The 11,890-nt window shown below is 73.1% G+C and carries 13 protein-coding genes and 1 pseudogene; 13 read left to right on the top strand and 1 reads right to left on the bottom strand.

Going from position 1 to position 11,890, the window contains the following annotated elements:
• The first annotated feature begins 62 nt into the window (after nucleotides 1–62).
• Together M446_RS16200 and M446_RS16195 are read left to right on the top strand one after the other, a co-directional pair.
• Nucleotides 63–860: an SDR family NAD(P)-dependent oxidoreductase gene (locus M446_RS16200; protein WP_012333187.1), complete on the top strand. Its 798-nt coding sequence runs from the start codon at nucleotides 63–65 to the stop codon at nucleotides 858–860.
• 42 nt (nucleotides 861–902) lie between these two features.
• Entirely contained in the window at nucleotides 903–1,367 is a 465-nt protein-coding gene (locus tag M446_RS16195) for a GtrA family protein (RefSeq protein WP_210161182.1), read from the top strand.
• 180 nt (nucleotides 1,368–1,547) lie between these two features.
• Here M446_RS16195 and rplS read toward each other — a convergent pair whose 3' ends face one another.
• A complete protein-coding gene (gene rplS, locus M446_RS16190; protein WP_012333185.1) occupies nucleotides 1,548–1,943 on the bottom strand; it encodes a 50S ribosomal protein L19 in 396 nt (131 codons plus the stop codon).
• Nucleotides 1,944–2,120: 177 nt separating this feature from the next.
• Between rplS and M446_RS16185 the strand changes: the two genes are divergently transcribed.
• The 11 genes and pseudogenes from M446_RS16185 (at nucleotide 2,121) to M446_RS16140 (ending at nucleotide 11,868) form a co-directional block, all read left to right on the top strand.
• On the top strand, nucleotides 2,121–2,624 hold the full coding sequence (locus M446_RS16185; RefSeq protein WP_012333184.1) for a universal stress protein: 504 nt from the start codon (nucleotides 2,121–2,123) through the stop codon (nucleotides 2,622–2,624).
• Nucleotides 2,625–2,731: 107 nt separating this feature from the next.
• Entirely contained in the window at nucleotides 2,732–3,295 is a 564-nt protein-coding gene (locus M446_RS16180; RefSeq protein WP_012333183.1) for a NifU family protein, read from the top strand.
• 114 nt (nucleotides 3,296–3,409) lie between these two features.
• A complete protein-coding gene (gene tsaB, locus M446_RS16175; protein WP_012333182.1) occupies nucleotides 3,410–4,105 on the top strand; it encodes a tRNA (adenosine(37)-N6)-threonylcarbamoyltransferase complex dimerization subunit type 1 TsaB in 696 nt (231 codons plus the stop codon).
• A gap of 358 nt (nucleotides 4,106–4,463) precedes the next feature.
• Nucleotides 4,464–4,946, top strand: coding sequence for a ribosomal protein S18-alanine N-acetyltransferase (gene rimI / locus M446_RS16170; protein WP_012333181.1), 483 nt, complete (start codon nucleotides 4,464–4,466; stop codon nucleotides 4,944–4,946).
• Nucleotides 4,943–5,839: a lysophospholipid acyltransferase family protein gene (locus tag M446_RS16165; RefSeq protein ID WP_012333180.1), complete on the top strand. Its 897-nt coding sequence runs from the start codon at nucleotides 4,943–4,945 to the stop codon at nucleotides 5,837–5,839. The genes rimI and M446_RS16165 overlap by 4 nt, the downstream gene beginning before the upstream one ends.
• Before the next feature lie 177 nt (nucleotides 5,840–6,016).
• Complete coding sequence (gene tolQ, locus M446_RS16160) at nucleotides 6,017–6,733, top strand: protein TolQ (protein ID WP_012333179.1); 717 nt, start codon at nucleotides 6,017–6,019, stop codon at nucleotides 6,731–6,733.
• 31 nt (nucleotides 6,734–6,764) lie between these two features.
• On the top strand, nucleotides 6,765–7,208 hold the full coding sequence (locus M446_RS16155) for an ExbD/TolR family protein (protein WP_026190562.1): 444 nt from the start codon (nucleotides 6,765–6,767) through the stop codon (nucleotides 7,206–7,208).
• Nucleotides 7,209–7,215: 7 nt separating this feature from the next.
• Nucleotides 7,216–8,610, top strand: coding sequence for a cell envelope integrity protein TolA (gene tolA / locus M446_RS16150; RefSeq protein WP_012333177.1), 1,395 nt, complete (start codon nucleotides 7,216–7,218; stop codon nucleotides 8,608–8,610).
• A 125-nt stretch (nucleotides 8,611–8,735) separates the two neighbouring features.
• The gene (tolB, locus tag M446_RS16145; RefSeq protein ID WP_012333176.1) at nucleotides 8,736–10,064 is read left to right on the top strand and encodes a Tol-Pal system beta propeller repeat protein TolB; all 1,329 of its coding nucleotides are present in this window, start codon (nucleotides 8,736–8,738) and stop codon (nucleotides 10,062–10,064) included.
• A gap of 481 nt (nucleotides 10,065–10,545) precedes the next feature.
• A pseudogene (locus M446_RS39720) lies at nucleotides 10,546–10,803 on the top strand (hypothetical protein); the annotation flags it as partial.
• A 117-nt stretch (nucleotides 10,804–10,920) separates the two neighbouring features.
• Nucleotides 10,921–11,868: a hypothetical protein gene (locus tag M446_RS16140; RefSeq protein WP_012333175.1), complete on the top strand. Its 948-nt coding sequence runs from the start codon at nucleotides 10,921–10,923 to the stop codon at nucleotides 11,866–11,868.
• The last annotated feature ends 22 nt before the right edge of the window (nucleotides 11,869–11,890 follow it).

Here is an 11,890-nt window from a genome sequence, read left to right as displayed (position 1 = left end):
GGCGCGTGTAACACGCGCTGGCGGAAGAATGAAAGGCCGCGGCGGGTCCGCGCGCATTAGGCTTGAGCGGGGCGCGCGACTGGACCCTGGTCACGGGGGCGTCGAGCGGCATCGGCGCCGCCCTGGCGCGCGCCTTCGCGGGCCGGGGCCACGCCCTCGTCCTCACGGCCCGCCGGGAGGAGCGGCTGCGGGCCCTCGCCGCGGACCTCGCCGGACGCGTGCCCGTCGCGGTGATCCCGGCCGACCTCGCCCGGCCGGAGGCGCCCGCGCAGCTGCTCGCGGCCGTCGAGGCGCGCGGCATCGTCCTGCACGGCCTCGTCAACAATGCGGGGTTCGGCCTGCGCGGGCGCTTCGCCACCCTGCCGGCCGAGGATCTCTCGGCGATGCTGGCCGTCAACGTGGCGGCGCCGACCGCGCTGGCGCGCGGCGTGCTGCCCGGGCTGATCGCGCGCCGCCGGGGCGGCATCCTCAACGTCGCCTCGGTGGGGGCCTACGTGGCGGGGCCGAAGATGGCCGCCTACTACGCCAGCAAGGCCTACCTGCTCTCCCTGTCGGAGGCGCTCCACGAGGAGGCGCGGCCCTTCGGCGTCACCGTCACGGCCGTCTGCCCGGGCGTGACCGACACCGAGTTCCCGGCCCGGGCCGATGTCGAGGGCACGAAGCGCTTCAACGGGCCCGGCATGGCGGCCGAGGCGGTCGCCCGCCTCGCGGTGGAGGCCTACCTGCGCGGGGATGCCGTGGTGGTGCCGGGGGCCGGCAACCGCGCGACGGTGGCGCTCCTGCGCCTGCTGCCGCGCCGGCTCGCCCGCAAGCTCGCGGGCCGCATGCAGCGCGTGCCCGGGTCATCTTCGGTTCAGTGATCCGCGCTAGATAGGAGGGCAGGGCGACGGGCGTCGCGACGGATGGACTGCGTGGGCACGGATCAGGATCTTCGCACGGCGCTGGCGCGCCTGCGCCAGCACCCGCTCGTGGCGCTGGCGCGGCAATTCACCACCTACGTGACGATCGGCTTCGGCGCCCTCGCGGTGCATTACGGCCTTCTGGTGCTGCTGGTCGAACTCGGCCGGGTCGACCCGGTGCCGGCGGCGATCCTCGGCTACGTGGCGGGCGGGTTCGTGTCCTACACGCTCAACCGTCGCCACACTTACGCGAGCGACCGGCCGCACGGGGAGGCGCTGTGGCGCTTCGTGGTCGTGGCGGGGTGCGGCCTCGTCCTGACCTGGGTCCTGATGGCGCTGCTCATCCGCTGGGCCGGCCTGACCTACCTGCCCGCGCAGGTCGTCACCACGGGGCTGGTGGTGTTCTGGAACTTCTCCGGCAACAAGCTCTGGACCTTCGCGGCGCGCGAGGGGCTGGTGCGGGCCTGATCCGGGATCCGGTCGATCCAAGCGGATCAGGAGCCCGCGCGGCGCTTGAGCGAAGCCCCCATCCGCCATGCCGAAGGGATCAAGCGGATCTGGCATGAGGCGGGTCTCGGGCGCGCTCCCGACACGAAAAACCCCTCGCCCGGGAGGGGAGGGGTCCTGGTCGTCAGCGGCGCGGGGCGCTCACTCGGCGGCGGCCGGCGCGGCCTTGCCCTTGTCGCTGCCGCGCTCGGCCCGCTCGGCGATGCGGGCGGACTTCCCGCGCCGGTCGCGCAGGTAGTAGAGCTTGGCGCGACGCACCTTGCCGCGGCGGGTCACCTTGATCGAGTCGATCATCGGCGAGTAGATCGGGAAGACGCGCTCGACGCCCTCGCCGTACGAGATCTTGCGGACGGTGAAGTTCTCGTTGAGGCCCGAGCCGGACCGGCCGATGCAGACGCCCTCGTAGGCCTGCACGCGGGTGCGCTCGCCTTCCTTCACCTTGACGTTGACGATGACCGTGTCGCCCGGCTCGAAGTCCGGAATGGTCTTGTTGAGCTTGGCGATCTCTTCCTGCTCAAGCTGCTGGATGATGTTCATGGGTCAAGCTCCTGCCGTCACGCCTCGCCGCGGGATGCGGTCCGACGCAGGATTTCGGCGTCCTGTTGTGAGTTGGCCGGCTCTCTACAGGATGGCACGGGCCTTGTCGATGGGTGAGGCGGCCTTGCGGCCCGGGCCGCGGGACGGCAGCATCCGGGCGGCGGAGCGCGTCCTATCATGGCCGAGATCAAGCGGCGCCGGTCCTTCGAGCCGGGTCACCGGCTCAAGTTCCTGGTCCTCGTCGACGGGACGCCCGAATGCGACCGCGCGCTGCACTTCGCCGTGCGGCGGGCCGCGCGGCTCAATGCCCGGGTGGTGATGCTGGCGGTGGCCGAGCCGCCCGAGAGTTTCGAGTGGCTCGGCGTCGGGGACGCGATGCGGGAAGAGGCCGAGGCCGAGATCCGGGAGCGCCTCGACGCCCTCGCGGCCGGCGCGCGCCACGCCGCCGGGGTCGATCCGGAATGCCTCGTGCGCACGGGCGAGCGCGCCGACGAGATCCTGCGCCTGATCCGCGAGGACGAGGATATCGGTTTCCTGGTCCTCGCCGCGGCGACCGGCACGGACGGGCCGGGGCCGCTCGTGGCGAGCATCGCCGGCCGGGCCGCCGGATCCTTCCCGGTGCCCGTGGTGATCGTGCCGGGGGCGCTGACCGAGGCCGAGATCACCGCGCTCGCCGGCTGAGGCCCCTTCGGCGTTGCGGTTTTCGCCGCCCGGGTCCACATCAGCCGTGGCGCCACGCGCCGTTCCCGGCCGGCCTTGAACCGGCGCTGAGAACCCGAGGAACCCGCATGTTCATCCAGACCGAAGCGACGCCGAACCCCGCCACCCTGAAGTTCCTGCCCGGGAAGGTCGTGCTCACGGACGGCACCTTCGAGGCGCGTTCCCCCGACCAGGCGGCGCCCTCGCCCCTCGCCCGCGCCCTCTTCGCGGTGCCGGGCGTGGCCGGCGTCTATTTCGGCCACGACTTCATCTCGGTCACCAAGGCCGAGGACGGTTCGGAATGGCCGCAGGTGAAGCCGGCCGTGCTCGGCGCCATCATGGAGCATTTCCTGTCGGGAGCGCCCGTGCTCGACGCCGGCGCCGCGCCCGCGGCCCCCGCCGAGGAGTTCTTCGCCGAGGCGGATGCCGACACGGTCGCGACCATCAAGGACCTGCTCGAGACCCGGGTGCGCCCGGCGGTGGCGGGCGACGGCGGCGACATCACCTTCCGGGGCTACCGGGAGGGCGTCGTCTACCTGGAGATGAAGGGCGCCTGCTCGGGCTGCCCGTCCTCCACCGCCACCCTGCGCCAGGGCGTGCAGAACCTGTTCCGGCACTTCCTGCCCGAGGTGCGGGAGGTCCAGGCCGTCTGAGGCCCTGTCCACAGCGGCCACGCTTCGCGCTGACGGGGCCGGGCGCATGAGGTAGAGTGTGCGCGCAACGTCGGGCGGCGGAAGGGCCGCGCCCGGCAGCGGAGTCGGCGATCCTTGCGTATCCTGGCCATCGACACGGCGCTCGAAACCTGCGCGGCCTGCATCTCCTCGGACGAGGAGGCCGAGCCCCTGGCGCAGGAGAGCCTCGCGCTGCTGCGCGGCCATGCCGAGGCGCTGCTGCCCCTGGTCGAGCGGGTGGTGGCCCGGGTCGAGGGCGGCTTCGCGAGCCTCGACCGGGTCGCCGTCACGGTCGGCCCGGGCAGCTATACGGGCCTGCGCGTCGGGCTCGCGGCGGCGCGGGCGGTGGGCCTCGCCTGCGGGGTGCCGGTGGTCGGCGTCACCACGCTCTCGGCCCTGCTGGCGCCGCTCCTCGCCTCGCCCGAGGATTTCCTCGGCCAGGGCTACCTCCTCGCCGCCGCGATCGACGCCCGCCACGGCCAGGTCTACTTCCAGGCCCTGAGCCCGGACGGCGGCATCGTGGTGCCGCCGGCCCTGATCCCGGCCGCCGAGGCGGCGCAGCACCTGGTCGGCCCGGCGGCGCTCGCCGGCTCGGCGGCGCCCGCCCTCGCGGCGGCCGCCAACGCGGCGGGCGGCCGGGCGGTCGTGCCGGAGGGGCACATCGCCCCGGAGATCGCCTGGGTCGCCTCGCTCGGCCTCGTCGCCGATCCGGAGCACGCGCTGCCGCGCCCCCTCTATCTCCGCGGGCCGGACGCGCAGCCCCAGGACCACGCCCGCCTGCCTCGGCGCTAGAGCGGCACCCGATCACGTTGCAACCGGGTGCCGCTCTAGATCTTGCCGCATTTTCCGCGACGAACCGGCATCCACTTCGTCGGAAAATGCTCTAGGCAGACTTGCAAGGGGCACTTCCGCTTGGTCTCTTGGTTTCGCATCGATTTTCGCCGCCGAAGCGGTGACCGCTTCGGCACCGGCCGGTCCCGGCCGGCGGAATGATGCTGAGAGGCTGTGATGGAGCGCAGACAGGTGTTGTGCGGGCCCGGGTTGAGCGCCGGGCAGGGGCCGAGAGCAGCCGGAAGCGGGCCTCCCGGCGGGCCGGACGTCGCCGACGCGACGTCACGCCCGTCCGAGCTCCATCACAGCCTCTAGGCCGATGCGGATCCCCTTCCTCTCCCCGCCGCCTCCGCCCCACGTGGCGCCGCTCGTCTCCGCCGAGCACGCCCCCGACCTCGCCGCCCTTCACGCCACCGGCTTCGCGCGGCCCTGGGAGGTCCACGAATTCGAGCAGATGCTCTGCGAGCGCGGGCACGTCGCCCACGGGCTCATGCAGGGCGGGCGGCTCTCGGGCTTCGCGCTGTCGCGGATCGTCCTCGACGAGGCCGAGATCCTCACGGTCGTGATCGGCCCCGCCTCCCGGGGCGCGGGGCTCGGCCGCACCCTGCTCGCCGCGCACCTGCGGGCCCTCGCCGATGCGGGGGTGCGCGTCGTCCACCTGGAGGTCGACGACGGCAACGCGGCGGCGCTCGCCCTGTATCGCCGCCTCGGCTTCGTCGAGACCGGCCGCCGCGCCGCCTACTACACCCGCCCGGACGGAAGCCGGGCCGCGGCCGTGACCATGCGGGCGAGCCTCGCGTGATCGCCCCGGCCCGCGTCGCCCGCCACGCGAAGACGGGGCTGCGCCTCGTCGTCTACGCGGGCGCCTTCCTGCTGCTGATCGGCCCGCACCTCCTCGCCCTGCGGCGGGGCGGGCGGGCGGCGGGGCTCGCGCCCCTCCTCCTGCACCGCCTGTTCCTCGCCCTGTTCCAGGTGCGGGTGCGGGTCTCCGGCACGCCGCCCGCCCCGGGCGAGGCGACCCTGGTGCTCGCCAACCACATCTCCTGGCTCGACATCCTGGTCCTCGGCGCCCTGCGGCCGCTCTCCTTCGTGGCCAAGTCCGAGATCGCCGGCTGGCCGGTGATCGGCTTCATGGCGCGGATGCAGCGCACGGTCTTCATCGACCGCGCCCGCAAGCGCCACACGGCGGTGGTCAACACCGAGCTCAGCCGCCGGCTCTCGGCCGGGGAGACGGTGGTGCTGTTCGCCGAGGGCACGACCGGCGACGGCAACCGCCTCCTGCCCTTCCGCACCTCGCTGGTCGGGGCGGCGCGGGCGGCCCTGACCGAGGGCGGCCTCGACCAAGTGCGGCTGCAGCCCCTCTGCATCGCCTACACGGCGCGCCACGGCCTGCCGCTCACCCGGCGGGAGCGGCCGGAGATCGCGTGGTACGGCGACATGGACCTCGCGCCGCACCTCGCGCTGTTCCTGGAACGCGGGCCGATCGACGTCGAGGTGGTCTGGGCCGAGCCGGTCGCCTTCGCCACCGGCAGCGACCGCAAGGCCGCCACCGCGCTCGCGCAGGACGCCGTGCGCCGGTCGCTGCAGGAGTCCGTGACGGGCCGCGCGCCGTTCCCCGCCGCGCCGCCGGCGCGCTCCGCCGGGGCCTCGCCGGCGCCCGAAGCGGCGCCCGCGGCCCTCCGGGCGGCCGGCTGAGGCCGGCGGCCTCAACCAAACCTTAACCCTGACCGCCCCTTAACTGGCCCCGGCAGCGGCCGGAGCCGGCCCGCTTCCCTTACTTTCGACAGATTCGAGCGCGATCGAACGTCAAACCGCTCAATCCGAGGACGCACCAGGGGCTGGATCCGCCGCCCGGGACGTGAGGACGATTGCATGAACCCCGCCGATGCCGTCCAGGCCCTTCCGGTCCACGAGATCACCCTGTTCGGCCTGTTCTGGCAGGCGCACGTCGTGGTCAAGGTGGTGATGCTCGGGCTGCTCGGCGCCTCCGTCTGGTGCTGGGCCATCATCGTCGACAAGACGCTGCTGTTCCGCCGTGCCAAGGCCGAGATGGACGCCTTCGAGGAATCCTTCTGGTCGGGCCGCTCGCTGGAGGAGCTCTACCGCTCCTTCCACGACAAGGCGCCGACCGGGCTCGCGGCGGTCTTCGTCGCGGCGATGCGCGAGTGGAAGCGCTCCTTCGAGGGCTCGGGCCGCTCGATCCAGAGCCTGAGCCAGCGCATCGACAAGGTGCTCGACGTGACCATCCAGCGGGAGGTCGAGCGCTTCGAATCGCGCCTGCTCTTCCTGGCCTCGATCGGCTCGGCCGGCCCCTATATCGGCCTGTTCGGCACCGTCTGGGGCATCATGACCGCCTTCACGTCGATCGCCGCCTCCAAGAACACCAGCCTGGCGGTGGTGGCGCCTGGCATCGCGGAGGCGCTCTTCGCCACCGCGATCGGCCTCTTCGCGGCGATCCCGGCCGTGCTCGCCTACAACAAGCTCCAGGCCTCGGTGGGCAAGCTGCAGGGACGCCTCGAAGGCTTCGCCGACGAATTCTCCGCCATCCTGTCGCGCCAGATCGACGAGCGCCTCGCGCTCGTCGCCTGACCCCCTCCCCACGCGAGCCGGGACGACGATCATGGGCATGGCCACCGGAGCCGCACAGGGCGGCAAGCGCCGCCGGCGCGGGCGGCGGGGCGGCGCCATCAACGAGATCAACATGACGCCGTTCATCGACGTCGTGCTGGTGCTGCTCATCATCTTCATGGTGGCAGCGCCGATGATGACGGTGGGCGTGCCCCTCGATCTGCCGCAGACCAAGGCCGCGCCGCTCAACTCGGACGCCAAGCCGGTCACCCTCTCGATCCGGCAGACCGGCCAGGTCTTCCTCGGCGAGGAGGAACTCGCCGACGACGCCATCGTGCCCCGCCTCAGCGCCACGGCGCGGGAGGGGTTCGAGGAGCGCGTCTTCGTGCGCGGCGACAAGCGGGTCGATTACGGCCGGGTCGCGCAGGTGATGGCGATCGTGACGGGCGGCGGCTTCAAGAAGGTCGCCCTCGTCACCGAGCCCGACCAGCGATAGGCGCCGCATGGGCCTGCCCTCCCTCAAGCGGTCCGAGCCCGGAATCTGGATCTCGGGGCTGATTCACGTGGCCCTGCTCGGCGCCGCGCTCTACGCCGCGGCGGCCCACGAGCTGCCGCGGGCCGAGGAGGGCGTGCCCGTCGAGGTCATCACCGAGAACGAGTTCTCGGAACTCACGCGCGGCCGGCCGGAGGGCGACGCGCCCGCGAAGGCCCCGCGCGCCGACCGCGTCGCCGACAAGGCGATCGAGAAGGATCCCGGCGAGGCCAAGACCGACGTGCCGACCCCGCCGACCCGCCCGCCCGAGATGAGGGTGGCGAATGCCGAGGAGCCGGTCCTGCCGCCGCTGCGGCCGGCCCTGGAGCCGCCCGCGCCCCTGCCGCCGACGCGCCCCGACGACAGCGAGGCGCGCGAGCAGGCGCGGGCCGAGGCCGCGAAGGCGGAGGCCGCCAGAGCGGAAGCGGCCAAGGCCGAAGCCGCCCGGGCGGCCCGCGCCGAGGCCGCCAAGGCCGCCGCCGAGGCCGCGAAAGCCGCCGCCGCGAGGGCCGCCGAGAAGGCGCAGGCCGAGGCGAAGGCGAAGGCCGAAGCGGCCCGCCGCGAGGAACTGGCGGAGCTGATCGCCCGCGAGGAGGCCGAGGCGAAGGAGAAGGCCGCGCAGGAGAAGGCCCGGGCCGAGAAGGCGCGGGCGGAGAAGGCCCGCGCCGAGGCCAAGGCGCAGGCCGAGGCCCGGGCCAAGGCCGAGGCGGAGGCCAAGGCCGAGGCGGAGGCGGAAGCCCGGGCGGAAGCGAAGGCGAAGGCCGCCGCGGAGGCCAAGGCGGCGGCTGAGGCCAAGGCGGCCGCGGAGGCCAAGGCGGCCGCGGAGGCCAAGGCCAAGGCCGACGCGGCCCGCGCCAAGGCGGTCGCGGAGGCGAAAGCCAAGGCGGCGGCCGAGGCGAAGGCGCGCCGGCAGGCCGAACTCGCCAACCAGTTCAATGCCGGCTCGATCCGCGACATGCTGGCCACCCGCGCCCCCGCCCAGGCGAGCGGCGCCACCGGCCGCGAGGTCCAGCGCACGGCGGCCCTCGGCACCGCCTCGGGGAGCGCGGCCCGGCTCAGCCCGAGCCAGCGCGACGCCCTGGTCGGCCTGCTGCAGCAGCAGATCGAGCGCTGCTACTCGGCCCCGCCCGGCGCCGCCCAGGGCGTGGTGCTGCCGCAGCTCGACATCCGGCTCAATCCGGACGGGTCGCTCGGGGCCGAGCCGCGCATCCTGCGGGCCGGGGGCAGCGCGGTCGACCGCTCGATCGCTGAGGCGGCCGTGCGCGCGGTGCGCCGCTGCGCCCCCTACCGCATCCCCTCCCAGTTCGCGCCCTTCTACAGTGATTGGCGCGTGATCAACGCGGAGTTCGAGCTGCCGCGGGCCTGAGCCGACGACGCGATGACCCCGGCAGGATCGCGCGCCGGGCTCCTCTCCCGCGCGGGAGGGGGACCTCGCCGCTCCGCCCCCACCGCCATCCTGCATCCTTCGACATCCTGACGGACACACGCCCCATGCTTCCTCGCCTCCTCTCGCGATGGCCGCACGCGCTGGCTCCCGTGCTGTGGCTGTTCCTCGTGCTGACCGGTCCGGCCGCGGCGCAGCTCAACCTGCGCGTCGGGTCGGGCGGCGCCTTCCAGCCGATGCCGATCGCGGTGGCGGATTTCGCCGGCGACCCGTCGCTGGCGCCGCTCGTCTCCGGCATCGTCGCCAACAACCTGAAGCGCTCCGGCTACTTCGTGCCGATCGACAGGGCGCGCTTCCCCGAGACGCCGAATTTCGACGCGGCGCCGAACTTCGCCGCCTGGAAGGAGGCGGGGGCGCAGGGCCTGGTCACGGGCCGGGTCACGCGCGACGCCTCGGGCGGCGTCAAGGCCGAGTTCCGGCTCTGGGACGTGCTCTCGGGCCAGCAGATGATCGGCCAGCAATATGCGGGCGGCTCCGGCAATTCCCGCCGCATGGGCCACCTGATCTCGGACGCCGTCTACACGAAGATCACCGGGATCGGCGGCTTCTTCGACACGCGGGTGGCCTTCGTGGACGAGTCCGGCTCCAAGGAGCGCCGCCGCAAGCGGCTCGCGATCATGGACCAGGACGGCGCGAACGTGCGCTACCTGACGAGCGGCGAGGCCGCCGTGGTGGCGCCGCGCTACTCGCCGGCGACGCAGGACATCACCTACATGTCGCAGACCACCGGCCAGCAGCCGCGGGTCCAGGTCATCAACCTGGAGACCGGCGCCCGCCAGGTGATCCCGACCCACGCCGAGATGAGCACGAGCCCCCGGTTCTCGCCGGACGGCCGGCGGATCGTGATGAGCGACCAGGACGGCGGCAACGCCAGCATCTACGTGATGGACCTCGCCAGCAAGGCGCAGACCCGGATCACCAACGCCAACGCCATCGACACCTCGCCGTCCTTCTCGCCGGACGGGCGCGAGATCGTGTTCGAATCCGACCGCGGCGGCCAGCAGCAGATCTACGTGATGGGGGCGGACGGCTCGAATCCGCGCCGGATCTCCTTCGGCGACGGCTCGGCCTCGCAGCCGGCCTGGTCGCCGCGGGGCGACTACATCGCCTTCACGCGCCAGCGGCGAGGCTCCTTCGCGATCTGCATCATGAAGCCGGACGGCTCCGGCGAGCGGGTGCTGACGGAGGGCTTCCACAACGAGGGGCCGACCTGGGCGCCGAACGGCCAATACGTGATGTTCTTCCGCGATCCGGGCGGGCAGGCGGGCGGCAAGCTCTACATGGTCGACGTCACCGGCCGGGTGGAGCAGCCGGTGCCGACCCCGTCCTACGCCTCGGACCCGACCTGGTCGCCGCTGCTCGACGCGCAGAGGTGAGAGGGCGCCGACGCTGACCCGGGCGGCGGGCGCAGAATACTGCGCTGTGCATCCAAGCAGTTGGGCCGTTTAACATTTCTTCGTCTAGATCAGGTAACACCGCCGTATTGGAAAGCTCTTGATGCACCTCACCTTGGCTTCTGCCTTCCTGCAGGCGGTCGCCGTCAAGCTTCTCGTCCGACGTCTCGCCCGCTTCGTCACCTCACCGGTGCCGAGCGCCCATCGCATGGGCCAACGTCGAGCTAATACCGCGGCGCTTTGGCGTTGACTCGGACGTGAGCTGGTTGTGAGGCGCGTCTGTGCTGGCCTGCGGCCTGTGCAGCAGGAAGCCGCCATGGCACGACCGGGCCTGACGATCCGCACCGACCGCGCAAGCACCGCCGAGTTGCGTCGCCTGGCCCGGCGCGCGAGCCCCGCCGATGCACGATGCAGCGCCTCCTGGCCGTCGCTAACGCGCTGGACGGCATGACCGCGCCAGGCGGCCCGGGCGGCTGGGATGGAGCGTCAAGCGCTGCGCGACGCGGTGATCCGGTTCCATGCCGAGGGACTGGCCGGGCTGGTGGACCGTCCGCACGGCCGCAGCGGGAGATTCTCAGCGAGGGCGAGCAGGCAGTGCTGGTGCACCGGATCCTGGTCGGGCCGGACTCGGAGCGCGGGGAGCCGTCGAACTGGACGTTGCCGGACCTCTGCCGCTTTAGCGAGGAGCGGTTCGGCAAGACCATGGGCCCGCCCAGGATGACACCGTCAGTTCTCGTCATCAGGAGCCATCCACACCATCAAGCTCATTGTTCGTTGAGCATTCCGTGCCCCCCGCCCCCAGACCCCACGCCGCCCCGCGCCTTCGTCACCTACGCCCGTGTCAGCACCGCCAAGCAGGGCCGCGCTGGCCGCCGCCAAGGCCCGCGGCCAAGTCCTGGGTGGCTTCCGGGGGAAGAGGTTCACGCCGGCCGACCACGCGGCCGCCGCCGCCGGCCGGAGGGCGCGGGGCGAGCGCAATGCGCAGCGCCTCGCCCCGGCCCTCGCCGAGTTGCGCGCGGCGGGCGTCACCTCCGCGGCCGGCCTGGCCCGCGCCCTGACCGAGCGTGGCATCCCGACCGCCCGCGGCGCGACGACCTGGAGGGTCACCCAGGTGCAAAACTTGCCACGGAATTTCGGACAATCCGCGGGAGACGAGACGGGACGGGACATGGGCGGCGTCACCAGCGGCAACTGGGGCGGCAGGCCCACCGTCGAGAGCTGCCTCGCCCTCGATCTCCCCAAACCCCTGCGCGACCGCATCATCCAGCCCGGCCACACCCGCGTCGGCACCCTGACCTGGACTTCCCGCTACCCCGGGCAGCCCAGGGCCTCCGTCACTTCTTCCGCCACTCTCGGCCAGGATCGCGGGCACGTCCGCCTGCTCTACCGCACCACCCGCCGCCGCACGCTCTCCGAGCACGACGAGACCGTCGCCGTCCTTGCTACGCCCCAGCCCCTCGGGGGCCAGCGCTGGTGGTTCCTCTGCCCCCTCACCGGGCGCCGCACTTCCAGGCTCGACCTGCCCCTCGGCGCCACCGGCTTCGCCGCCCGGCAGGCCTACCGCCTCGCCTACCGCTCCCAGCGCGAGAGCCCCCGCAACCGCGCCATCAGCCGCGCCTTCAAGCTCCGCCACCAACTCGGTGACTCGGACGGTGCCATCGGCGATGGTCTCGACAAGCCCAAGAGCATGCACGCCGCCACCTTCCAGCGGAAGATCGCTCGCCACCAGCGCGCCGAGGACCTCGTCCACGCCCACGCCGCCGCCCTCTTCGGAACAGCCGAGTGACGGCCATCCAATGATCCCGAAC

The organism is Methylobacterium sp. 4-46 (assembly GCF_000019365.1).
Classification (GTDB): Bacteria; Pseudomonadota; Alphaproteobacteria; order Rhizobiales; family Beijerinckiaceae; genus Methylobacterium.
The sequence above is the reverse complement of the archived record's forward strand: the minus strand, read 5'-3'. Positions and strand labels throughout refer to the sequence as shown.

Bases quoted from the DNA above. Each gene is read 5' to 3' on its own strand.
- rplS (WP_012333185.1), bottom strand. From the start codon at position 1,943: ATGAACATCATCCAGCAGCTTGAGCAGGAAGAGATCGCCAAGCTCAAC.
- tolA (WP_012333177.1), top strand. From the start codon at position 7,216: ATGGGCCTGCCCTCCCTCAAGCGGTCCGAGCCCGGAATCTGGATCTCG.
- tolB (WP_012333176.1), top strand. From the start codon at position 8,736: ATGCTTCCTCGCCTCCTCTCGCGATGGCCGCACGCGCTGGCTCCCGTG.
- M446_RS16185 (WP_012333184.1), top strand. From the start codon at position 2,121: ATGGCCGAGATCAAGCGGCGCCGGTCCTTCGAGCCGGGTCACCGGCTC.
- tolQ (WP_012333179.1), top strand. From the start codon at position 6,017: ATGAACCCCGCCGATGCCGTCCAGGCCCTTCCGGTCCACGAGATCACC.
- M446_RS16195 (WP_210161182.1), top strand. From the start codon at position 903: ATGGACTGCGTGGGCACGGATCAGGATCTTCGCACGGCGCTGGCGCGC.
- M446_RS16180 (WP_012333183.1), top strand. From the start codon at position 2,732: ATGTTCATCCAGACCGAAGCGACGCCGAACCCCGCCACCCTGAAGTTC.
- rimI (WP_012333181.1), top strand. From the start codon at position 4,464: ATGCGGATCCCCTTCCTCTCCCCGCCGCCTCCGCCCCACGTGGCGCCG.
- M446_RS16155 (WP_026190562.1), top strand. From the start codon at position 6,765: ATGGGCATGGCCACCGGAGCCGCACAGGGCGGCAAGCGCCGCCGGCGC.